This is a genomic window from Pseudomonas violetae, from assembly GCF_023072615.1.
Taxonomy (GTDB): domain Bacteria; phylum Pseudomonadota; class Gammaproteobacteria; order Pseudomonadales; family Pseudomonadaceae; genus Aquipseudomonas; species Aquipseudomonas violetae.
Map to the genome: position 1 here is coordinate 84237 of NZ_JAKNRW010000018.1, position 21095 is coordinate 105331.

General features: G+C 59.8%; 16 protein-coding genes. 5 read left to right on the plus strand and 11 right to left on the minus strand.

Features of this window, described 5'->3' with window-relative positions; genetic code table 11:
* Window positions 1–36 precede the first annotated feature (36 nt).
* A complete protein-coding gene (locus L9059_RS19600; protein WP_247292584.1) occupies window positions 37–1500 on the minus strand; it encodes a glyceraldehyde-3-phosphate dehydrogenase in 1464 nt (487 codons plus the stop codon).
* A 363-nt stretch (window positions 1501–1863) separates the two neighbouring features.
* Here L9059_RS19600 and mfd point away from each other — a divergent pair, with 363 nt between their 5' ends.
* Genes mfd through L9059_RS19615 form a run of 3 tightly spaced genes read left to right on the plus strand, consistent with a single transcriptional unit; the run spans window position 1864 to window position 8595 of the window.
* Window positions 1864–5313: a transcription-repair coupling factor gene (gene mfd, locus L9059_RS19605; RefSeq protein ID WP_247292585.1), complete on the plus strand. Its 3450-nt coding sequence runs from the start codon at window positions 1864–1866 to the stop codon at window positions 5311–5313.
* 10 nt (window positions 5314–5323) lie between these two features.
* Entirely contained in the window at window positions 5324–5890 is a 567-nt protein-coding gene (locus tag L9059_RS19610; RefSeq protein ID WP_247292586.1) for a CsiV family protein, read from the plus strand.
* An 11-nt stretch (window positions 5891–5901) separates the two neighbouring features.
* Window positions 5902–8595 (plus strand): DEAD/DEAH box helicase, encoded by a 2694-nt coding sequence (locus L9059_RS19615; protein ID WP_247292587.1) that lies wholly within the window; start codon window positions 5902–5904, stop codon window positions 8593–8595.
* Window positions 8596–8665: 70 nt separating this feature from the next.
* Here L9059_RS19615 and L9059_RS19620 read toward each other — a convergent pair whose 3' ends face one another.
* From L9059_RS19620 to L9059_RS19630, 3 genes are all read right to left on the minus strand, one after another.
* Window positions 8666–9403 carry an S-methyl-5'-thioinosine phosphorylase gene (locus L9059_RS19620; protein WP_247292588.1) on the minus strand — a complete coding sequence of 246 codons (738 nt, stop codon included), beginning with the start codon at window positions 9401–9403 and terminating at the stop codon, window positions 8666–8668.
* 12 nt (window positions 9404–9415) lie between these two features.
* Window positions 9416–10426 (minus strand): beta-N-acetylhexosaminidase, encoded by a 1011-nt coding sequence (gene nagZ / locus L9059_RS19625; protein ID WP_247292589.1) that lies wholly within the window; start codon window positions 10424–10426, stop codon window positions 9416–9418.
* 158 nt (window positions 10427–10584) lie between these two features.
* The gene (locus L9059_RS19630; RefSeq protein ID WP_008037709.1) at window positions 10585–11292 is read right to left on the minus strand and encodes a TetR/AcrR family transcriptional regulator; all 708 of its coding nucleotides are present in this window, start codon (window positions 11290–11292) and stop codon (window positions 10585–10587) included.
* A gap of 229 nt (window positions 11293–11521) precedes the next feature.
* On the opposite strand from L9059_RS19630, the gene lexA reads away from it, so the two are divergent.
* Window positions 11522–12133 (plus strand): transcriptional repressor LexA, encoded by a 612-nt coding sequence (gene lexA / locus L9059_RS19635; protein WP_247292590.1) that lies wholly within the window; start codon window positions 11522–11524, stop codon window positions 12131–12133.
* 10 nt (window positions 12134–12143) lie between these two features.
* Window positions 12144–12617, plus strand: a complete 474-nt coding sequence (sulA, locus tag L9059_RS19640) for an SOS-induced cell division inhibitor SulA (RefSeq protein WP_247292591.1) — start codon at window positions 12144–12146, stop codon at window positions 12615–12617.
* Window positions 12618–12698: 81 nt separating this feature from the next.
* Here sulA and L9059_RS19645 read toward each other — a convergent pair whose 3' ends face one another.
* The 7 genes from L9059_RS19645 to L9059_RS19675 form a co-directional block, all read right to left on the minus strand.
* A complete protein-coding gene (locus tag L9059_RS19645; RefSeq protein ID WP_034148009.1) occupies window positions 12699–12932 on the minus strand; it encodes a hypothetical protein in 234 nt (77 codons plus the stop codon).
* A gap of 106 nt (window positions 12933–13038) precedes the next feature.
* Entirely contained in the window at window positions 13039–13563 is a 525-nt protein-coding gene (locus L9059_RS19650) for a DUF6586 family protein (RefSeq protein WP_247292592.1), read from the minus strand.
* Window positions 13564–13719: 156 nt separating this feature from the next.
* Window positions 13720–16347, minus strand: a complete 2628-nt coding sequence (topA, locus tag L9059_RS19655; RefSeq protein WP_247292593.1) for a type I DNA topoisomerase — start codon at window positions 16345–16347, stop codon at window positions 13720–13722.
* A 114-nt stretch (window positions 16348–16461) separates the two neighbouring features.
* Window positions 16462–16698, minus strand: coding sequence for a DUF1653 domain-containing protein (locus tag L9059_RS19660; RefSeq protein ID WP_247292594.1), 237 nt, complete (start codon window positions 16696–16698; stop codon window positions 16462–16464).
* 97 nt (window positions 16699–16795) lie between these two features.
* Window positions 16796–17971: an acetyl-CoA C-acyltransferase FadA gene (gene fadA, locus L9059_RS19665; protein ID WP_045062413.1), complete on the minus strand. Its 1176-nt coding sequence runs from the start codon at window positions 17969–17971 to the stop codon at window positions 16796–16798.
* 32 nt (window positions 17972–18003) lie between these two features.
* On the minus strand, window positions 18004–20151 hold the full coding sequence (gene fadB / locus L9059_RS19670) for a fatty acid oxidation complex subunit alpha FadB (RefSeq protein WP_247292595.1): 2148 nt from the start codon (window positions 20149–20151) through the stop codon (window positions 18004–18006).
* A 633-nt stretch (window positions 20152–20784) separates the two neighbouring features.
* The coding region (locus L9059_RS19675; protein WP_247292596.1) for a hypothetical protein at window positions 20785–21095 on the minus strand (311 nt) is incomplete at its 5' end.

The window sequence follows — 21095 nt, forward strand, 5'->3', positions numbered from 1 at the left end:
GACCAAGGCCGGGGCGTTTTTAATTACATCTGAAGCTTAGCGCGGGAATGCTGGCGGGTTTACACCGGCCATGTCTTCCATCACGCGAACCACCTGGCAGCTGTAACCGAACTCGTTGTCGTACCAAACGTACAGAACGACGCGGTTATCCTGGGTGATGGTCGCCTCAGCGTCCACAACGCCTGCGTGGCGCGAGCCAACGAAGTCGGTGGAAACCACTTCCTGCGAGTTGACGTAGTCGATTTGCTTGTGCAGATCGGAGTGCATGGCCATCTGGCGCAGGTACTCGTTGATCTCTTCGCGGGTGGTGGCTTTCTCAAGGTTCAGGTTGAGAATGGCCATCGACACGTTAGGCGTCGGAACGCGGATCGCGTTACCGGTCAGCTTGCCGGCCAGCTCAGGCAGGGCCTTGGCAGCAGCGGTAGCGGCACCGGTCTCGGTGATGACCATGTTCAGCGCGGCGCTACGGCCACGGCGATCGCCCTTGTGGAAGTTGTCGATCAGGTTCTGGTCGTTGGTGTACGAGTGAACGGTTTCAACGTGACCATTAACGATGCCGAACTTGTCGTTCACAGCCTTGAGCACCGGCACGATGGCGTTGGTGGTGCAGGAAGCGGCGGAAACAATTTTGTCGTCAGCGGTGATATCGCCGTGGTTGATGCCGTGCACGATGTTCTTCAGCTTGCCTTTGCCAGGCGCGGTCAGAACAACGCGGTCGACACCCGGGCATGCCAAGTGCTGGCCCAGGCCGTCGGCGTCACGCCATACACCAGTGTTGTCCACCAGCAGCGCGTCTTTGATGCCGTACTGGGTGTAGTCCACCTCAGTTGGGTTTTTCGCGTAGATAACCTGGATCAGGTTGCCGTTGGCGGTGATGGTGTTGTTGGCTTCGTCAATGGTGATGGTGCCGTCGAACGGACCATGAACCGAGTCACGACGCAGCAGGCTTGCGCGCTTGACCAGGTCATTCTCGGCGCCCTTGCGGACCACGATGGCGCGCAGGCGCAGGCCGTCGCCACCACCGGTTTTCTCGATCAGGATGCGCGCCAGCAGGCGGCCGATACGACCGAAGCCGTACAGGACCACGTCGGTGCCCTTGCGAGCGGAGGCGTTCTGCTGACCAACAACGTCAGCCAGTTCTTCGCGGACGAACTGCTCGGCAGTGCGGCCATTGCCTTCGGTCTTGAATTTGACCGCAAGCTTGCCCAGGTCTACCGAAGCGGCGCCGAGCTTGAGTTCGCTCATCGCCTTGAGCAGCGGGAATGTTTCGTGGACGGACAATTCGCTGTCATCGGACTGGCGATGACGAGCAAAGCGGTGGGCTTTGAGAATCGCAATGACTGAACGATTGATCAGGCTGCGGCCATAGATCGAGCTCACCACGTTGTTATTGCGGTAGAGCTGACCGATAAGCGGAATCATCGCTTCTGCGAGTGCTTCACGGTCGATCCATTCACCAAGACACTGGTCGGGCTTCTGAGTCACGGGAACCTTCCACATGTAGGGGCAGAAAAAAGGGGCTACATTATGCCGCCGAGTGCCTCTCGTAGCAATGCGCGCTTGTCGTACGATCCGTAACAAAAATCCGTCCAAAAAAAATAAGCCGCGCTGCAGCCCAGTAAACACGGGCCTTCCAGCGCCGTCATTTTTTTGGAGACAGGGCTGCCTTGTCCGTAACCATCCGTAACACCGGTCGCTTTTACCACTACATATTCGGTAATTTTCCCTAAAAAAACCGCCGATTTTGTCTTTACCACTACATTTCGCCCAACCTGCGTAATAGACACAGTCTGCAACTGACAGGCGATACCCGGGACCGCTACAATTACCGACTTTGTCGCAACGCTTGGAGCTCAACCTTCCGTGCCCGTTCTGCGTCTACCGCTTCTCCCTGCCGCGGCAGGTAAACAGCACTGGGGCAATCTGCCCGGTGCCGCCCTGAGCCTGGCCATTGCCGAGGCTGCCAGCGCTGCCAAGCGCTTTACCCTGCTGCTCACCGCCGACAGCCAAAGTGCCGAGCGGCTGGAACAGGAGCTGGGTTTCTTCGCCCCGGATTTGCCCGTACTGCATTTCCCGGACTGGGAAACCTTGCCCTACGACCTGTTTTCGCCGCACCAGGACATCATCTCCCAGCGCATCTCGGCCTTGTACAGGCTGCCGGAGCTGAGTCATGGCGTGCTGGTGGTACCGATCACCACTGCCCTGCACCGCCTGGCTCCGACCAAATTTTTGCTCGGTAGCAGCCTGGTGCTGGACGTCGGCCAGAAACTTGACGTCGAGCAGATGCGCACCCGGCTTGAGGCCAGTGGCTATCGCTATGTCGATACCGTTTACGAGCACGGCGAATTCACCGTGCGTGGCTCGCTCATCGACCTGTTCCCGATGGGCAGCAAACTGCCGTTCCGTATCGATCTGTTCGATGACGAAATCGAGACCTTGCGCACCTTCGATCCGGAGAACCAGCGCTCCATCGACAAGGTCGACACCGTGCGTCTGCTGCCTGCGCGGGAATTTCCGCTGCAGAAAGATGCAGTCACCCGCTTCAAGGCACGCTTTCGCGAACGCTTCGACGTCGACTTCCGGCGCTGCCCGATCTTCCAGGATTTGAGCAGCGGGATTACCCCGGCCGGCATCGAGTACTACCTGCCGCTGTTCTTCGATGAAACCTCGACCCTTTTCGATTACCTGCCCCAAGACACCCAGGTGTTCTCCCTGCCAGGCATTGAACAGGCGGCGGAAAACTTCTGGAACGACGTGCGCAATCGTTATGAAGAACGTCGCGTCGATCCGGCACGGCCTTTATTGCCACCCGCCGAGTTGTTCCTGCCGGTGGAAGACTGCTTTGCCCGCCTGAAAAACTGGCCGCGCGTGGTGGCCAGCCAGCAGGACGTGGAAACCGGCGTCGGTCGCGAGCGCTTCCCCGCCCGCGAGCTGCCCAACCTGGCCATCGAAGCCAAGGCCACTCAACCGTTGGCGGCACTGGCCGGTTTCCTCGACGAATTTCCCGGCCGCGTGCTGTTTACCGCCGAATCCGCAGGCCGTCGCGAAGTGTTGCTGGAACTGCTCGAACGCCTGAAGCTGCGACCGAAAACCGTCGACAGCTGGCCGGATTTCGTTGCCGGCAAGGAGCGCCTGGCAATCACCATCGCGCCGCTGGACGAAGGCCTGGTGCTCGATGATCCAGCCCTCGCACTGGTCGCGGAAAGCCCGCTGTTCGGCCAACGCGTCATGCAGCGCCGACGTCGGGAGAAACGCGCCGACGCGAACAACGACGCGGTCATCAAGAACCTCACCGAGCTGCGCGAAGGCGCGCCGGTGGTGCACATCGATCACGGGGTCGGTCGTTACCTCGGCCTGGCGACCCTGGAAATCGACGATCAGGCCGCCGAATTCCTCACCCTGCAATATGCCGAAGGTGCCAAGCTCTACGTGCCCGTGGCCAACCTGCACCTGATCGCCCGTTATACCGGCAGCGACGACGCCCTGGCGCCGCTGCACCGCCTCGGCTCCGAAACCTGGCAGAAAGCCAAGCGCAAGGCCGCCGAGCAGGTGCGCGATGTGGCCGCCGAATTGCTCGACATCTATGCCCGTCGAGCGGCACGTGAAGGTTATGCCTTCGAAGATCCGAAAGCCGACTACGCCACCTTCAGCGCCGGCTTCCCGTTCGAGGAAACCCCGGACCAGCAAACCACCATCGAAGCCGTGCGCGCCGACATGCTGGCGCCCAAGCCGATGGACCGCCTGGTCTGCGGCGACGTAGGTTTCGGCAAGACCGAAGTGGCGATGCGCGCAGCCTTCATCGCGGTGCACGGCGGTCGCCAGGTGGCCATCCTGGTGCCGACCACCCTGCTCGCCCAGCAGCACTACAACAGCTTTCGCGACCGCTTCGCCGACTGGCCGGTGAGCGTGGAAGTGATGAGCCGCTTCAAGTCGCCCAAGGAAGTGAATGCGGCCATCGTCGACCTCGCCGAAGGCAAGATCGACATCGTCATCGGCACCCACAAGCTGCTGTCGGACGACGTCAAGATCAAGAACCTGGGGCTGGTGATCATCGACGAAGAACACCGCTTTGGTGTGCGCCAGAAGGAACAGCTCAAGGCGCTGCGCAGCGAAGTCGATATCCTCACCCTGACTGCCACACCGATTCCGCGCACGCTGAACATGGCGGTGTCGGGCATGCGCGACCTGTCGATCATCGCCACGCCGCCGGCCCGTCGCCTGTCGGTGCGGACTTTCGTCATGGAGCAGAACAAGAGCACGGTCAAAGAGGCCCTGCTGCGTGAGTTACTGCGTGGCGGCCAGGTCTACTACCTGCACAACGACGTCAAGACCATCGATAAATGTGCGGCCGATCTCGCCGAACTGGTGCCGGAAGCCCGCATCGGCATCGGCCACGGGCAGATGCGCGAGCGCGAACTCGAACAGGTCATGAGCGACTTCTACCACAAGCGCTTCAACGTGCTGATTGCCTCGACCATCATCGAGACCGGCATCGACGTGCCGAGCGCCAACACCATCATCATCGAGCGTGCCGACAAGTTCGGCCTGGCGCAGTTGCACCAATTGCGCGGTCGGGTCGGACGCAGTCACCACCAGGCCTACGCCTACCTACTCACGCCACCGCGCCAGCAGATTACCGCAGACGCGGAAAAGCGCCTGGAAGCGATCGCCAATACCCAGGACCTCGGCGCGGGCTTTGTGCTCGCCACCAACGACCTGGAAATCCGTGGGGCTGGCGAGCTGCTAGGCGACGGTCAGAGCGGACAGATCCAGGCCGTGGGCTTCACCCTGTACATGGAGATGCTCGAACGCGCGGTGAAATCGATCCGCAAGGGCGAACAACCGAACCTCGACCAACCCCTGGGGGGCGGCCCTGAAGTCAATCTGCGAGTGCCGGCGCTGATCCCTGAAGATTACCTGCCGGACGTGCACGCCCGGCTGATCCTCTACAAGCGTATTGCCTCGGCCACCGACGAAGACGGCCTCAAGGACCTGCAGGTGGAGATGATCGACCGCTTCGGCCTGCTGCCGGAACCGACCAAGAACCTGATGCGCATCACTGCGCTGAAACTGCAGGCAGACCTGCTCGGCATCAAGAAAGTCGACGGCGGGCCGCAAGGGGGTCGTATCGAGTTCGCCGCGCAGACGCCGGTCGACCCTTTGACGCTGATCAAATTGATCCAGAGCCAGCCCAAGCGCTACAAATTCGAAGGTGCCACGATGTTCAAATTCATGGTTCCGATGGAGCACGCGCAAGAGCGCTTTAATACTGTAGAGGCGCTGCTTGAGCTCCTCATCCCGAAAACTGCTTGAAGGACGCCGCATGCGCCTGTTTTGCTTACTGACCTTGCTGATGAGCCTGGTCGCCCCCTCGGTGTTTGCCGACGACACGTATCAAGTTGAAATGATCCTGGTACGACAAAACGCCGAGCCTGCCATCGTCAGCCGTGCCGCACCGGAAGACTGGGCAGCCGGCGCGCAACGCGTGAGCCCCAAAAGCCTGCGCACACCAAGCCTGACTCGCGAGGTGGAAAAACTCACGGCCAGCAATGAATACACAGTGCTGCTGCACAAGGCCTGGCAACAGACCCTGGGCGAAGAAGCGAGCAAGGTCGCGGTCAGCGACGGCGCGGATCAGTTCGGCCAGTTTCCGATAGAGGGCACCTTGAGCCTGAAACTGGGGCGCTTCACCGACGTCGACGCCGATTTCTGGGTCAACCAGATCGACGCCAATGGTCTGGTCACCTCCAGCGAGCGCCTGAAGCAGGAAAGCCACACCAAGAACGGCCAGTTGAACTTCCTCGACAACGGCCACCTCGGCCTGCTGATCAAGATCACGTCGTTGACCGCCCCCGCGCCGCGGCCAGTCCCCGATGAAATTCCGGACTGATTGAAGTCCTTATGTCCACGACCCTGAGCAAACCCCTGGCACCGTCCTGGGTCAGCCGTTTCAAAGAACAGAGCTTGGAGCGTGGTCGCCGCTACGCCCTGGAGAACCGCGTCAGGATCGTCGAAGTGGGCGACGCCACGATCGTTGCCGCGTGCGAAGGCTCTGGCGGCAACGTCTACCGTCAGACCATTCGCCTGCGTGAATCGGCCAAGTCTACGCTGCTGATGGTCGATGCCACCTGCAGTTGCCCGGTGCGCAACAACTGCAAGCATTGCGCTGCGGTACTCCTGCAGGTGCAGGAAACCCTCGACTATCCAGCGGCCGCCAAAGACGCCGAACTCCTGGAAAAACTCTCGGCCGTGCTGGAAAACCGCAATCCCAAAACCGTGCCTCAGGTTCTGGTGGACAATGTCCAGCCGGTGCCGCGCCTGTGGCTGGCGAGTATCGAATTCAGTGCGTTCGAGCCGCGTAACGGCAAGATGCAGCGTTACATCCAGCATCGCGCCGCGCTCTCGTTCAGCTATCTGGACGAATACGCCTCCGGCCAGAAAAACGCCGACATTCTCATCCGCCAGGAGACCCAGACCCTGCGGATAAAGCGTCATCCAGAGGTGGAACAGTCCTACAGGGAACAACTGCGGATCCTCGGCTTCAAGATCGCCACGCGCCAAAGCAAGGCCCTGCCGGAAAGCGCCGGCGAACTGTTCGAAATGGTCAACGACAGCGCCTGGCTGACCTTTACCCTCAATGAACTGCCGAAGCTGCGCACCCAGGGCTGGGAGCTGCAGATCGATGAAGATTTCGGCTTCGACCTGACAGCCGTGGACGATTGGTACGCCATCGTCGAACAGGCGCCGGAACGGGACTGGTTCGATCTGGAGCTGGGCATCATCGTCAACGGCGAGCGCCTGAGCCTGCTGCCGATCCTGTTGAACCTGATGCGCTCGCACACCGAAATCCTCAACCCAGAGCGCCTGGCACGGCGTCGGGATGACGAGCTGATCCTGGTCAACATTCCCAATCGGCCCAACTCCGAGCACGGCCCGTTGCAAGTCGCCCTGCCCCTGGGTCGGTTGAAACCGGTGCTGGCGACCCTCGGCGAGTTCTACCTGCAGGAACCCGGCGAAACCACGCTGCGCCTGAGCAAGGCCGACGCCACGCGCCTCAACCCGCTGGAAGGCATGCCGCTACTTTGGGAAGGCGGCGAGCAGATCCGCACGTTCGCCCAGCGCCTGCGTGACATCAAGGACTTTACTGCGGTCGCGCCTGATGGCCTCAACGCCACCCTGCGCCCCTATCAGCTGGAAGGTTTGAGCTGGATGCAGTCGCTGCGCCAGCTGGAAGTCGGCGGCATACTCGCCGACGACATGGGTCTGGGGAAAACCCTGCAGACCCTGGCGCACGTTCTCAGCGAGAAAAACGCCGGGCGCCTCGATCGCCCGTGCATGGTGGTGATGCCCACCAGCCTGATCCCCAACTGGCTCGACGAAGCGGCGCACTTCACTCCGCAGCTCAAGGTCTTGGCGCTGTACGGTGCCAGTCGCAAAAAACATTTCGACCACTTGGCCGAGTACGACCTGATCCTGACCACCTATGCACTGCTGCCCAAGGACGTCGAGCGCCTGGCTTTGCAGCCTTTGCATGTGCTGGTGCTGGATGAAGCGCAGTACATCAAGAACCCCAACAGCAAAGCCGCACAGGCAGCACGCGAATTGAACGCGCGCCAGCGCCTGTGCCTGAGTGGCACGCCATTGGAGAATCACCTCGGAGAGTTGTGGTCGCTGTTTCACTTCCTGCTGCCAGGCTGGCTGGGCGACGTGAAGAGCTTCAATCGCGATTACCGCGTGCCCATTGAAAAGCGCGCCAGCGAAGTCCGGCTGCAGCACCTGAACGGGCGGATCAAACCATTCCTGCTACGTCGAACCAAGGAACAGGTGGCGACGGAACTACCACCGAAAACCGAGATCATTCATTGGGTCGAACTCAACGAAGCCCAGCGCGACGTGTACGAAACCATGCGCCTGGCCATGGACAAGAAAGTGCGCGACGAGATCACCCGAAAAGGCGTGGCTCGCAGCCAGATCATCATTCTCGAAGCGTTGTTGAAGCTACGCCAGGTCTGTTGCGACTTGCGCCTGGTCAGCGAAGCAGCCCCGCCCACTCGCGGCAGCACTTCGGGCAAACTCGACAGCTTGATGGAAATGCTCGATGAGCTGTTTGAGGAAGGCCGGCGGATTCTGTTGTTCTCACAATTCACTTCGATGCTGGCGTTGATCGAGGTTGAGCTGAAGAAACGCGGCGTGGAATATGCGTTGCTGACGGGACAGACCCGCGATCGCCGTGCGCCAGTGAAAGACTTCCAGAGCGGCAAGCGGCAGATCTTTCTGATCAGCTTGAAGGCCGGTGGCGTCGGCCTGAACCTGACCGAAGCGGACACGGTGATTCACTATGACCCATGGTGGAACCCGGCGACGGAAAACCAGGCGACCGACCGCGCCTATCGCATCGGCCAGGAGAAACCGGTGTTCGTCTACAAGATGATTGCCCGGGGCACGGTGGAAGAGAAAATCCAGCACCTGCAAAAGGAAAAATCCGACCTGGCGGCGGGCGTGCTGGATGGGCGCAGTGCCGGGGACTGGAAGTTGCAGAGTGATGATATCGAAGCGTTGTTTGCGCCGTTGCCGGATAAGCTTGAGAAGCGCTGAGCACAGCGGCGCCTGTCAGGCCGTCATCGCGGGCTTGCCCGCGATGGGCTCACCTCGGTCCCAAAACTGATTAGCCCTTAAGCACCCGCGCCAAAGTCGACTTCACCTTACCCATCCCATCATGCAGCGCCTGCTCGATCTCGGCCATGGTGATCACCGCCGTCGATTTGCCCGCCGCCGGGTTCACCACCAGCGCCAGGCAGGCGTAATCCAGCTCCAGCTCTCGCGCCAGCGCCGCTTCAGGCATGCCGGTCATGCCGACGATATCGCAGCCATCACGCTCCAGCCGGGTGATTTCAGCCACGGTTTCCAGGCGCGGCCCCTGGGTGCAGGCGTACACGCCCTGGCTGCTGTACTCGACACCTTCCGCCGCCAGCGCTGCGATCAGCTGCTGGCGCAACGGCTCGCTGTAGGGATAGCTGAAGTCGATGTGGGTCACCTGCTCCAGGTCATCAGCGAAGAATGTGTGCTGGCGCCCGCTGGTGTAGTCGATCAGTTGGTGCGGCACGCAGAAATGCCCGGTACCCATCGCGCTGTGGATCCCGCCTACGGCGTTGACCGCAAGAATCGCTTCGGCTCCGGCCTGCTGCAGGGCCCAGAGGTTGGCGCGGTAATTCACCTGATGCGGCGGGAAACGGTGAGGATGGCCGTGACGGGCGAGGAACAACACTTCCTTGCCGGCGTATTCACCGATTTTCACCTCGGCCGAAGGCGCGCCGTAAGGCGTGTCCACGGCGAGGGACTGACGAATATTCAGGCCTTCAAGCTGGGTCAGGCCGGTGCCACCGATGATCGCGTAAACCGTCATAACGCTGAATCCTTATTCAATCAGTTGAGCTTCTTTGAGCGCGCCGATGGCGGCCATCCAGCGAGGCTGCTGACGGTATTCGGTACCGACAAAGGCTTGCCCACGCATCCGCGCAATACGCTGCGAAGGCGTGACTTTCAGGCGCTGCGCAGCCGACAGGGCTAGCTCTGCCGCTGCGCGGTCGTTGCACACCAGGCCCATGTCACAACCGGCCGTCAGCGCCGCTTCGATCCGGCTGGCAGCATCGCCGACCACGTGGGCGCCAGCCATGGACAGGTCATCACTGAAGATCACTCCATCAAATTGCAGCTCGCCGCGCAGGATGTCCTGCAACCAGCGGCGGGAGAAGCCGGCGGGCTGGGAGTCGACTTGCGGGTAAATGACGTGGGCCGGCATCACAGCCGCCAACTGCTTGCTCAGCCGGGCGAACGGCACCAGGTCGTTGGCGCGGATCTCGTCCAGGCTGCGCTCATCGTTGGGGATGGCAACATGGGAATCTGCTTCAGCCCAGCCATGCCCGGGGAAATGTTTACCGGTGGCAGCCATACCTGCGCTGTTCATTCCGCGAATGAACGCGCCAGCCAGCAACGCCGCTCGCTGCGGATCACCTTCGAACGAGCGGGTGCCGACCACGGCGCTGCGCTGATAATCCAGATCCAGTACCGGCGCGAAGCTCAGGTCGAGACCGACAGCGAGCACTTCAGTGGCCATGATCCAGCCGCATTGCTCGGCCAGGTATTCGGCATTCGGATTGTCCGCAATTGCGCGCATGGCCGGCAGGCGCACGAAACCCTGGCGCAGGCGTTGCACGCGCCCGCCTTCCTGGTCTACCGCCAGCAACAGGTCGGGGCGGACCGCGCGGATCGCCGCACTCAATTCACGCACCTGGCGCGGATGTTCGATGTTGCGGGCGAAAATGATCAGCCCGCCCACTTCAGGTTGACGCAGCAAATGGCGATCTTCAGCCGTCAGCCAGGTACCGGCGACGTCCACCATCAACGAGCCTTGCAGGCCAGCAGTCATAGAGATTCCTTGATAACGAAAAACCCGGCTCGCGAGAATTCGCCCACCTGGGCCAGGCCCGGCAGGTCGACGAGAGCAATAGAGAACGGGTTCAGAACGAGAGTCGGCATGGGCGGCTAGCTTAGCGGATGTCAGCTGCCGCGCCCACCCGTGCGCGGTTAAACCTTAGCGGCAACCTGTGTCGATTTACTGCGCGGACGCAACTGCGCGGTGGCCATGGCGGAGTCAGTGACGCCGGTTTCGGCACGCATGCCAGCAGCCAGGAACGGCACCATCAGGCGCATGACTTGCTCAATAGACGTATTGACGCCGAAATCGGTTTCGGCAATCGCCCGCAGCGCCTTGATCCCCGACATGCTGAACGCGGCAGCGCCTAGCATGAAGTGCACACGCCAGAACAGTTCGATCGGCGGGATGCGTGGGGCGGCTTCATTGACCAGCATCATGTAGCGGCGAAACACCTTGCCGTACATGTCTTCCAGATAACGACGCAAATGGCCTTGGCTCTGGCTGAAGGCCAACCCCAGCAAACGCATGAAAATCGACAGGTCGTTGCCGCTGCGTGGCTGCACCACCAAGGCTTGCTCAACCAGAATTTCGAGCAGTTCTTCAAGCGTCGGCTTGTTTTCCGGCTTGGCCTGACGACGCTCCAGCTCTTTATCGAGGCTCAGGCAGAACGGCCCGAGGAAGCGCGAGAAAACCGCCTGGATCAGGGCTTTTTTCGAGCCAAAGTGGTAATTCACCGCAGCCAGGTTAACCCCGGCCTTGCTGGTGATCAGGCGCAACGAGGTTTCAGCGAAACCTTTTTCCGCGAACAACTGCTCGGCAGCATCGAGAATGCGTTCAACGGTTTCCGACTGGGCCATGGCTACTCCGCCTGACAAACACTTGTTTGAAACATACGTTTCAGACCCTGTTTTGTCAAGCCTGGCAGTTCGTTTCGGGAATGGTCGGTCAGCTATTTAACCATACAACTGCAAAGCTTCAATAAGGGGCCGGATCGACCGTCCAGCGGCAGGCAAAAAAACGGGCATTGCCAAGACCGTTCCACTGTATATAATCCCAGTCACTGTATAAAAAGACAGAGCGATCATTATGCTAAAGCTGACGCCACGCCAAGCAGAGATTCTGGCCTTCATCAAACGCTGCCTAGAAGACAACGGCTACCCGCCCACCCGTGCGGAAATCGCCCAGGAACTGGGTTTCAAATCGCCCAACGCGGCCGAAGAACACCTCAAGGCCCTGGCCCGCAAGGGTGCGATCGAAATGACCCCGGGCGCGTCCCGCGGCATCCGGATTCCGGGCTTTGAAGCCAAGGCCGCCGACGACTCCACCCTGCCGATCATTGGCCGGGTGGCTGCCGGTGCGCCGATCCTGGCCCAGCAGCACATCGAAGAGTCCTGCAACATCAACCCGGCCTTCTTTCATCCACGCGCTGACTACCTGCTGCGCGTCCATGGCATGAGCATGAAGGATGTCGGCATTTTCGACGGCGACCTGCTGGCGGTTCATACCACTCGCGAGGCCCGTAATGGCCAGATCGTGGTTGCGCGGATCGGCGATGAAGTGACCGTCAAACGCTTCAAGCGCGATGGCAGCAGGGTCTGGCTGCTGGCTGAAAATCCTGAGTTCGCCCCTATCGAAGTCAACCTGAAAGATCAGGAACTGGTGATCGAAGGCTTGAGTGTTGGCGTCATCCGCCGCTAAAGGAGGCTTTATGCAATTCCCGCACACATCACAGCAAGCCCAACTGCAGTTGTTCGAGGCATTCATGGTGCAGCCGTTGGCGCCCATCCTCAAAGACGTGGTCGAATCGCCGTGGAGCGCTGAACCGGAAGTCTTCAGCGAACTGTCACTGCGTGGTGCGGCCGGGAATTGCCTCAACCTTCTCGCCCCGATCCTCAGGGAGCTGAGCCAGGACCAGGACGCCCGCTGGCTCACCCTGATCGCCCCGCCCGCCAGCCTGACCCAGGCCTGGTTACGGGACGCCGGCCTGAACCGCGAGCGCATCCTGCTACTGCAACCACGAGGCACCCAGAGCGCTCAGCAGCTGACTTGCGAAGCACTTCGACTGGGCCGCAGCCACACCGTTGTCAGCTGGCTCAATCCGCTGGGCTCTACTCAACGGCAACAGCTGATAAGCGCCGCCCGGATCGGGGACGCACAAAGTCTGAATATTCGACTTGGCTAAGCGAACCTACTGCGCGCAAGGACTATGCGCGGGGCTTCTCAAAGGACAGAGAAGCCGATCTACAGAAACCGACGGGCGGGATCAATGAAGAACCCGCGACCCCTCATCTTTTTCGAATTCGCCTTCAACCATGCGACCGGCCATCTGCACGCCGACGCTTAACATCGCCTTGGCGACTTCCACGTGCTGGCCTTGCAGGAACGCTTTGGCATCTTCGGAGAAATCCAAAGTGACCAGAGAACCCTCGTCCTCGGCCCTGCGCAGCTCGATACGGCCGTCAGGCAACTCGACAATTTCCAGAAACGACGTTGGCATAAAAGTCTGTTCTCCACGAAAGGCGGGGATTATATAGGCATCGGCCATGCTTCGCTCGGGATCTTGACCAGCAGTGCCATTGATTACACTGCTGAATCCCCAGCCATCAGCACTCGTTCAAGCCTTCACGAAAACGAATGGCCAGGCCCTTGAGGTTCTGCCGCCAGCTTTCCAGCTCTTCATGACTGAGCTCCTGAGGCGCTTGTTCCTCGTCCAGGTTGATTGCCTGAATCAGCGGCTGGGTTACGTCACCCTTGGGCTTGTGCGGGGCACGAGGTGGCTGGAACAGCGCCGAGTGAGCGGCCAGCAACTTCGCCAGCCAGGTTTCCGGATTTTGCGCCAGCTCGAGCATTTCGGCCATTTCCGGAATAGCGATGGCTTCCAGCACTTCGCGAGTCAGCAGCATTTCCGCGCGCGGGGCATTGGCCTGGGGTAAACGGTAGAAGCCGGCGATCTCATGACACAGGCCCAGTAGCGCACCGTATAGATGAAACAACGCCGACTCACGCCCCGCCTGGATCAATGCGAGGGAGTTCATCGCCCGCCCCTCTTCGGCTTTGGCCAGCGCTTCGAGCGACAGGCCGGCGAAATAAATCTTCTGGTTGGTGCGGGTATAGAGTTCGTGGGCCATGACGGCAGCCTCCACAACGAAATAATTGCTTGAAGCAGGTCATGTAGGAGCAAGCTTGCTCGCGATGGTCGTCAACGATGACACGGGGAGCATGACACCCCGTGGCGCTCTCATGTTCATCGCGAGCGCGCTCGCTCCTACAGGGGCTAGCGCCTATTATCCCTTCGCAGCCGGGCGCTTGTCTTCCACCGTCCACTTACCGCCGTCGTAGTACGCCTTCCAGCCAGTCGGCTTGCCGTCGACTTCTGTCTGCACGTACTGCTCCTTGGTCTTGCGACTGTAACGAATCACTGCCGGCAAGCCATCCGGATCCTTTTTCGGTGCTTCGCACAGGAAGTGGTACTTCGGATCGATCTCGTCCTTGTGCGGAATGATTTCCATCACCAGGGGCGCACGGGTCTCACGGTTTTTCGGGAACTGGCTGGCAGCCAGGAACAACCCGGAAGCACCGTCGCGCAGGATGTAGGTGTCGTTGACCTTTTCGCATTTGAGCTCAGGCATCTTCACCGGGTCCATCTTCGGCGGCGCCGCCTCACCGCTTTTCAGCAGCTTGCGGGTGTTCTTGCAGGTCGCGTTGGTGCAGCCGAAGAACTTGCCGAATCGGCCGGTCTTGAGTTGCATCTCGCTTCCGCACTTGTCGCATTCCAGGCTCGGACCTTCGTAGCCCTTGATGCGATAGCTGCCTTCTTCGATCTCGTAGCCGTCGCAGTCCGGGTTGTTGCCGCAAATGTGCAACTTGCGCTTCTCGTCCAGCAGGTACGCGTCCATCGCCGTGCTGCAAATCGGGCAGCGATGCTTGCCACGCAGCACCAGGGATTCCGACTCACCCTCGTCGTCCGCAGCGATTTCGTCGCCCGGCACCAGGTTGACGGTGGCCTTGCAACGTTCTTTCGGCGGCAGGCTGTAGCCTGAGCAACCCAGGAACACCCCAGTCGATGCGGTACGAATCTGCATCGGACGACCGCAGACCACGCACGGAATATCCGTCATCACCGGCTGGTTGGCGCGCATGCCGCCTTCGGCACTTTCGGCGACTTCGAGTTTCTTCTTGAAGTCGCCGTAGAATTCGTCGAGCACGCTTTTCCAGTCGCGCTCGCCCTGGGCCACGTCATCGAGGTTCTCTTCCATGCCGGCCGTGAAGCCGTAGTCCATCAGGTTGGAGAAGCTTTCGGACAGGCGCTCGGTAACGATGTCGCCCATTTTTTCCGAGTAAAACCGGCGGTTGTGCAGCGCAACGTAGCCGCGGTCCTGGATGGTCGAAATGATCGCTGCGTAAGTCGAAGGACGACCAATGCCGCGTTTTTCCATTTCCTTGACCAGGCTCGCTTCGGAGTAACGCGCAGGCGGCTTGGTGAAGTGCTGGGTCGGATCAAGCTCGATCAGCTTCATCGAGTCGCCCTGAGCCATGTCCGGCAGTACATCGTCATCGCCAGGCTTGGCGATTTGCGGCATGACGCGGGTGTAACCGTCGAACTTGAGGATACGGCCCTTGGCGCGCAACTCGAAATCGCCAGCGCCCACGGTGACCGTGGTCGACAGGTATTGCGCCGGCAGCATCTGGCAAGCCAGGAACTGGCGCCAGATCAACTCGTAGAGCCGCTCTGCATCACGCTCCATGCCCGACAGCTTGCTTGGCTCGGTATTGGCGTCAGAAGGACGAATCGCTTCGTGAGCCTCCTGTGCGCCTTCCTTGCTGCTATAGACGTTCGGGTTTTCCGGCAGGTACTTCTTGCCAAACTCGGTCTCGATGTAGCTGCGCGCCATGGTCACGGCATCCGCCGAGAGGTTGGTGGAGTCGGTACGCATATAAGTGATGTAGCCGGCTTCGTACAGACGCTGGGCCATCATCATGGTTTTCTTCACGCCGAAGCCCAGGCGGTTACTCGCGGCCTGCTGCAGGGTAGAGGTGATGAACGGCGCGGACGGCTTGCTGCTGGTCGGCTTGTCTTCGCGCTTGACGATGCTGTAGCTGGAAGCCTTGAGCTTCTCCAGCGCGGCCATGGCCTGGGCTTCGTTGAGCGGCTTGAAGGCCTCGCCTTTCTCGCGAGCCACGTCAAAGCGCACGGTGGCGCCCTTTGCGGTGCCGAGGTCAGCGTGGATTTCCCAGTACTCTTCAGGGTTGAACGCGCGAATTTCGCGCTCGCGATCGACCACCAGCTTCACCGCAACCGATTGCACGCGGCCGGCAGACAGGCCACGGGCGATCTTCGCCCACAGCAGCGGCGAAACCATGTAGCCCACCACGCGGTCGAGGAATCGACGCGCCTGCTGGGCGTTAACACGATCGATGTCCAGCTCGCCGGGCTTGGAGAAGGCTTCCTGAATCGCCTTCTTGGTGATTTCGTTGAACACCACGCGCTTGTAGCGGCTGTCGTCACCACCGATGGCTTCGCGCAGGTGCCAGGCAATGGCTTCCCCCTCGCGATCCAAGTCGGTTGCGAGATAGATGGTGTCGGCATCCTTGGCGAGCCGGCGCAGCTCCTCGATGACCTTTTCCTTGCCTGGGAGGATCTCGTACTTGGCTTTCCAGCCATGATCGGGGTCCACGCCCATGCGCGAGACCAGTTGCTTACGCGATTTCTCTTTCGGCGTGAGCACCGGACCTTCACCCGCGGCAGCCTTGCCGCGCTTGGCGGCAGGCTCTTTGCTGGCGCTAGCCGAACCGCTGGTGGGCAGGTCTCGGATATGGCCGATACTCGACTTCACCACGTATTGGTTACCCAGATACTTGTTGATGGTCTTGGCCTTAGCCGGGGATTCCACAATGACCAGCGATTTGCCCATGGATCAGAAAATTCCTGAATTCTAGAAGTGAAAGGCGGTTGGCGCCTGACGCGGCACCGCTATATATAGTGGCTACAAGGTGAGGTCAAGCGCAGGGTTCAGCGCGCACTCGGCTTATGGCCTGGAAAAAACACTCGGTTCGGCTTGCACCAAAGCAAAGCGTGGCACCTGTTCGCCGTCAACCTCGACCGACTCCAGGAACATGCTCAGGGGACGCACCCAAAAGCCGTAATCACCATACAGGGCTTGGTAGAAGACGACTTCTTCTTCTGTTTCAGAATGTCGCGCAATGCTGAATACGCGGTACTGCGGACCTTTGTAATGCTGGTAGAGCCCGGGGTGTATCGGCATGGTTTGGCCCTCGCACAAATCTTTTCAAAAAAAAATAAAAAAAATTCAGAAAAACAAAAACCGGGGCACTTGGCCCCGGCTTCCATCAACAGAACGCTTAAACTCGTTCGAAGACGGTGGAGATGCCTTGGCCGAGACCAATGCACATGGTTGCAACCCCGAGGCTGCCGCCATTTTGCTTCATCACGTTCAGCAGAGTGCCGGAGATACGCGCTCCGGAGCAACCGAACGGGTGACCCAAGGCGATCGCGCCGCCGTGCAGGTTAACCTTCTCGTTCATCTTGTCGAGCACTTTCAGATCTTTCAGCACTGGCAGGGCCTGTGCGGCGAAAGCTTCGTTGAGCTCAAAGAAGTCGATATCGTTGATGCCAAGGCCCGCACGTTTAAGTGCTTTCTGGGTGGCCGGTACTGGACCATAGCCCATGATCGCCGGATCCACACCTGCCACTGCCATCGAACGGATCACCGCCAGCGGCTGGATGCCCAGGTCCTGTGCACGCTGCGCCGACATCACGATCATGCACGAGGCACCATCGGTGATCTGCGACGAAGTACCGGCTGTCACGGTGCCGCCTTTCGGGTTAAACGCTGGCTTCAACGCCGCCAGGCTTTCCAGGGTGGTTTCCGGACGAATGGTTTCGTCGTAGTCGAACAGTTTCAGGAAACCGTTCTCGTCGTAGCCCTGCATCGGGATGATTTCGTCCTTGAACTTGCCTTCCACGGTCGCCTTGTGGGCGAGTTGGTGGGAGCGCACGCCAAAGGCGTCCTGCTGTTCGCGAGTAATGCCGTGCATCTTGCCAAGCATTTCTGCGGTCAGGCCCATCATGCCCGAGGCTTTCGCCGCGTACAGCGACATGTGCGGGTTCGGATCGACACCGTGCATCATGCTCACGTGACCCATATGCTCGACGCCGCCAACCACGAATACGTCACCGTTGCCGGTCATGATCGCTTGCGCAGCGGTGTGCAGCGCGCTCATCGACGAGCCACACAGACGGCTGACGGTCTGGCCGGCAGCGGTGTGCGGGATCTGCGTCATCAGGGACGCCATGCGGGCGATGTTCCAGCCCTGCTCCAGGGTCTGGTTAACGCAGCCCCAGATCACGTCTTCGACTTCGTTCGGGTCAACCTTGACGTTGCGTTCCAGCAGCTTGCTGATCAGGTGCGCCGACATGTCTTCGGCGCGGGTGTTGCGGTGCATGCCGCCCTTGGAGCGGCCCATCGGAGTACGACCGAAGTCGACAATCACGACGTCTCTTGGATTCAAGCTCATAAAATTTCACTCTCGCTCAAGTGTTGGGACGCTTAACCGAAGAACCGCTGGCCAGTCTTGGCCATTTCACGCAGTTTCGCGGTCGGGTGGTACAGCGCGCCCAAATCAGCGTACTGGTCAGCCAGGGCAACGAACTCGGCAACACCGATCGAGTCGATGTAGCGCAACGCGCCGCCACGGAATGGAGGGAAACCAATACCGTAGACCAGACCCATGTCGGCTTCGGCAGCGGTTTCGACAATGCCGTCTTCCAGGCAACGCACGGTTTCCAGGCACAGCGGGATCATCATCCAATTGATGATGTCTTCGTCAGTGACTTCGCGCTGCTCGTAAACGATCGGCTTGAGCACTTCCAGCACCGACGGGTCGGCGACTTTCTTCTGCTTGCCCTTCTTGTCGGTCTCGTAGGCGTAGAAGCCCTTGCCGTTCTTCTGGCCCAGACGTTTGGCTTCGTAGAGCTCGTCGATCGCCGAACGGCGGTCGTCTTTCATGCGATCCGGGAAGCCTTCAGCCATCACGTCACGACCGTGGTGACCGGTGTCGATGCCGACCACGTCCATCAGGTAAGCCGGGCCCATCGGCCAGCCGAATTTTTCCATGACCTTGTCGATGCGCACGAAGTCCACACCAGCGCTGACCAACTTGGCGAAACCGCCGAAGTACGGGAACAGCACGCGGTTGACCAGGAAGCCCGGGCAGTCGTTGACCACAATCGGGTTCTTGCCCATTTTCTTGGCGTAGGCAACGGTGGTGGCAACCGCCAGCTCGCTGGACTTCTCACCACGGATCACTTCCACCAGCGGCATCATGTGCACCGGGTTGAAGAAGTGCATGCCGACGAAGTTTTCCGGACGCTTGAGGGCCTTGGCCAGCAAGGTGATGGAAATGGTCGAGGTGTTGGACGCGAGGATGGTGTCCTCTTTGACCTTGTCTTCCACTTCGGCCAGTACAGCCTGCTTGACTTTCGGGTTCTCGACCACGGCTTCGACCACCAGGTCCACGTGACCGAAGTCGCCGTAGGACAGGGTTGGACGAATGCCGTTGAGCACTTCGGCCATTTTCGCAGCCGTCATGCGGCCTTTATCAACGCGGCCAACCAGCAGCTTGGCGGCTTCAGCCAGGCCCTGCTCGATACCGTGTTCGTTGATATCCTTCATCAGGATCGGCGTACCTTTGGAAGCCGACTGATAGGCGATGCCGCCGCCCATGATGCCAGCGCCCAATACGGCAGCCTGCTTCACGTCGCGAGCGATTTCGTCGTAGGCCTTGGCCTTTTTCTTCAGTTCCTGATCGTTCAGGAACAGACCGATCAAGCTCTGCGCAGCAGAGGTCTTGGCCAGTTTCACAAAACCTGCCGCTTCGACTTCCAGAGCCTTGTCGCGACCGAAGTTCGCGGCTTTCTGGATGGTCTTGATCGCTTCAACCGGCGCCGGGTAATTGGGACCCGCCTGACCGGCAACAAAACCTTTGGCGGTTTCGAAAGCCATCATTTGTTCGATCGCATTCAGCTTCAGCTTTTCCAGCTTCGGCTGGCGCTTGGCCTTGTAGTCAAACTCACCGGAAATGGCGCGCTTGATCAGTTCCAGGGCCGCTTCCTGCAGTTTCTCAGGAGCCACTACGGCGTCCACGGCGCCGACTTTCAGCGCGTCTTCAGGACGGTTTTCCTTGCCAGAGGCAATCCACTCGATGGCGTTGTCGGCACCGATCAGGCGCGGCAGGCGCACGGTGCCGCCGAAACCCGGGTAGATGCCCAGCTTGACTTCCGGCAGACCGATCTTGGCCTTGGTGGACATGACGCGGTAGTCCGCCGCCAGGCACATTTCCAGACCGCCACCCAAGGCGATGCCGTTGATCGCGGCGACAGTCGGGACGTTGAGGTCTTCGAAATCGCTGAATATCTTGTTGGCTTCGAGGTTACCTGCAACAAGCTCTGCATCGGGCAGCTTGAAGTTCTCGACGAATTCGGTGATATCGGCGCCGACGATAAAGACGTCCTTGCCGCTGCTGACGATCACACCCTTGATCGAAGCATCTGCCTTGATGGTGTCTACGGCCTGACGCAGTTCGTTCAGGGTTAGACGGTTGAACTTGTTGACGGACTCACCCTTGAGGTCGAATTTCAATTCGACGATGTCACTTTCAAGAGCCTTAACCGTGATGGCTTTACCTTCGTAAATCATCAACTGATCTCCACGATATGGAAGCTGAACAGTACACGTCGGACGCAGGCGAATGGCTTGGCAAGACGTTATTCGTCGATGCTACGCCAATCCACCCGACACACCCGCCAACGCGATAGTCGGGATTCTGTAGGAACGATGCGCTATGCAAACGCTCAATTCATACGCCCGTTTGATTTGGGTACGTCACCTTCACGGAATTTCCGACAATTGTCAATCGCCCAAAATACGGGTGCAAACGCGACTTTGCGGTCATTTCCGTAACGCGAAGATCTTCAACACGCGGCTGCATGTTCAGCCATTCATAGAATCAATAGTTAGAAAAGTCGCCCTAATTCGCGGCAGCTTCTGTTTAAGAGGCTAAGCTGGCGGGACTTGGAGGAAAAATTATCAACGCTTTTGGCGAATGCCCGACGCAAGATTAGCCCACACCGTTTTCCGGCCTGCCTGGCCAACCCGGCCCGATGTTGATGTCGGGCTTTTTATTGCCTGGGGAAAATCTGGATGCCACCGGTGGATGCAACACCATGGATGCCACCGCAGGAGCTGCCGAAGGCTGCGATCTCTTGATTTTGCTTTAACAAACAAGGTCAAAAGATCGCAGCCTTCGGCAGATCCTACAGGCGATCGGGTTCAGGCCAGGGCTTTGAGGGTCGCATCGATTTGCTGCAAAACCGTCGCCTCGCCCTTCTCGCCCCAATACAAGGTGATCATTTGCTGATCCGCTTCAACCTTGTACACATTGGCCGGCAATTTTTCGAAATGATTCAGCAACGCCTGATCCTCACAGACTTCCTGCCACTGATTAACCCAGACCCCCGGTGCTTTCTGCCAGTAACTCCAGCACGCCGGCTGCTTGCCGCGTCGTGGCCGATGGTACTGCGCGCACGGGCTCGGAGGCTCCTGGCTCAGCCAGTGCGGCCACTCCACGGGCGCCAACTGCA

Bases quoted from the DNA above. Each gene is read 5' to 3' on its own strand.
- L9059_RS19660 (WP_247292594.1), bottom strand. From the start codon at position 16,698: ATGCCGATACACCCCGGGCTCTACCAGCATTACAAAGGTCCGCAGTAC.
- lexA (WP_247292590.1), top strand. From the start codon at position 11,522: ATGCTAAAGCTGACGCCACGCCAAGCAGAGATTCTGGCCTTCATCAAA.
- L9059_RS19620 (WP_247292588.1), bottom strand. From the start codon at position 9,403: ATGACGGTTTACGCGATCATCGGTGGCACCGGCCTGACCCAGCTTGAA.
- L9059_RS19600 (WP_247292584.1), bottom strand. From the start codon at position 1,500: ATGTGGAAGGTTCCCGTGACTCAGAAGCCCGACCAGTGTCTTGGTGAA.
- L9059_RS19615 (WP_247292587.1), top strand. From the start codon at position 5,902: ATGTCCACGACCCTGAGCAAACCCCTGGCACCGTCCTGGGTCAGCCGT.
- topA (WP_247292593.1), bottom strand. From the start codon at position 16,347: ATGGGCAAATCGCTGGTCATTGTGGAATCCCCGGCTAAGGCCAAGACC.
- L9059_RS19610 (WP_247292586.1), top strand. From the start codon at position 5,324: ATGCGCCTGTTTTGCTTACTGACCTTGCTGATGAGCCTGGTCGCCCCC.
- nagZ (WP_247292589.1), bottom strand. From the start codon at position 10,426: ATGACTGCTGGCCTGCAAGGCTCGTTGATGGTGGACGTCGCCGGTACC.
- L9059_RS19650 (WP_247292592.1), bottom strand. From the start codon at position 13,563: ATGGCCCACGAACTCTATACCCGCACCAACCAGAAGATTTATTTCGCC.
- fadB (WP_247292595.1), bottom strand. From the start codon at position 20,151: ATGATTTACGAAGGTAAAGCCATCACGGTTAAGGCTCTTGAAAGTGAC.
- L9059_RS19645 (WP_034148009.1), bottom strand. From the start codon at position 12,932: ATGCCAACGTCGTTTCTGGAAATTGTCGAGTTGCCTGACGGCCGTATC.
- sulA (WP_247292591.1), top strand. From the start codon at position 12,144: ATGCAATTCCCGCACACATCACAGCAAGCCCAACTGCAGTTGTTCGAG.
- L9059_RS19630 (WP_008037709.1), bottom strand. From the start codon at position 11,292: ATGGCCCAGTCGGAAACCGTTGAACGCATTCTCGATGCTGCCGAGCAG.
- fadA (WP_045062413.1), bottom strand. From the start codon at position 17,971: ATGAGCTTGAATCCAAGAGACGTCGTGATTGTCGACTTCGGTCGTACT.